Origin of the sequence: Micrococcus sp. HMSC31B01, assembly GCF_001816085.1 — a bacterium.
GTDB classification, from domain to species: Bacteria; Actinomycetota; Actinomycetes; order Actinomycetales; family Micrococcaceae; genus Micrococcus; species Micrococcus luteus.
In genome coordinates, this window is sequence record NZ_KV825346.1 from 1 (window position 1) to 1471 (window position 1471).

Below are 1471 nucleotides of genomic sequence, written 5' to 3' on the forward strand. Positions count from 1 at the left end.
CGGCCCCGCCGGCGGCCCCCGTGGCGCCGTCGTCGTCCATCTGCGGGACCGCCGAGCGGGTGCGCCCGCGCGCCCACGCCGGCAGCACGGTCTCGCGGACGTCGTAGTCGAAGCCGCGCTCGTCCATCCACGGGTCGTTGAAGATCTTGGCGAGGTAGCCGCGGCCCGAGTCGGGCAGCACGATCACCATGACGTCCTCCGGGCCGAGCTCGCGGGCGGCGCGCAGGCCGGCGACGACGGCCAGACCGGAGGAGCCGCCCACGAGCAGGCCCTCCTCGGCGGCGAGGCGGCGGGTCATGGCCAGGGCCTCGGCGTCCTCGACGGCGATGACCTCGTCCGGGACCGCGGGGTCGTAGTTGTCCACCCACATGTCCTCGCCGACACCCTCGACGAAGTAGGGCCGGCCGGCGCCGCCGGAGTACACCGAGCCGCTGGGGTCCGCGCCGATCACGCGGACCGGACCGGACGGGCGGTCCGCCGAGACCTCCTTGAGGTAGCGGCCGGTGCCCGTGATGGTGCCGCCCGTGCCGGCGCCCATCACGACGTGGGTGACGCGGCCGGCCGTGTCCTCCCAGATCTCGGGGCCGGTGGTCTCGTAGTGGGAGGCCGGGGCGGCGGGGTTGAAGAACTGGTTGGGCTGATAGGCCCCGGGGATCTCCCGCACGAGGCGGTCGGCGACCCCGTAGTAGGACTCCTCGGACGTCGGGTCCACGGCGGTGGGCGTGACGACGAGCTCGGCGCCGTACGCGCTGAGCACGTCCCGCTTCTCCTGACCCACCTTGTCCGGGGTGACGAACACGGTGCGGTAGCCCTTGAGCTGTGAGACCAGGGCCAGCCCCACGCCCGTGTTGCCCGAGGTGGGCTCCACGACGGTGCCGCCCGGGCCGAGCAGGCCCTCGCGCTCGGCCTCCTCGATCATCTTCAGCGCGATGCGGTCCTTCACGGAGCCGCCGGGGTTCAGGTACTCGACCTTCACCAGGACGGTGGCCTCGATGCCCTCCGTCACGGAGTGCAGCTTCACGAGCGGGGTGTGCCCGATCAGCTCGAGGACGTTCTCGGCGTACTGCATGGGCTGCGCAGGGGTGGGCGCGGGGGTCTTTTCACTCACGCACCCCACGCTACGCCAGGGGCCGGACGCCTAAGGAGGGCTCCGGACACGCGGGGCAACGCCCGGCGTGCGCGCCGTCACGGCCGACGTCGTCCTGTCCGGGCCCGGGTGTACGGTGCGGGCATGACCGCCCCGGACGCCGAGCGCCGCGTGCGCGTGCCCGTCCCCGTGGACGTCGCGCTCACCCTGCGCCCCCTGCAGCGCGGTGCGGCCGACCCCACGGTCCGCGCCACACCGCAGGGCGTCTGGCTCACTCTGCGCTCCCCCGCCCCGGACGTGGCGTCGGACGGCCCGGGCCGGCCGACGTCGTTGCTGGTCTCCGGCGTCCGGGAGGCCGCAGGGGGCGGCACCGCGGTGACGGCC

1 protein-coding gene and 1 pseudogene are annotated in these 1471 nt (G+C 74.5%); one reads left to right on the forward strand and one right to left on the reverse strand.

Annotated elements, in window-relative coordinates; translation table 11 throughout:
• On the reverse strand, nt 1–1069 hold a 1069-nt coding region (locus HMPREF3105_RS10600; protein WP_070709557.1), incomplete at its 3' end, for a PLP-dependent cysteine synthase family protein.
• A gap of 162 nt (nt 1070–1231) precedes the next feature.
• Between HMPREF3105_RS10600 and HMPREF3105_RS10605 the strand changes: the two are divergent.
• Nucleotides 1232–1471, forward strand: a pseudogene (locus HMPREF3105_RS10605) (3-methyladenine DNA glycosylase); the annotation flags it as partial.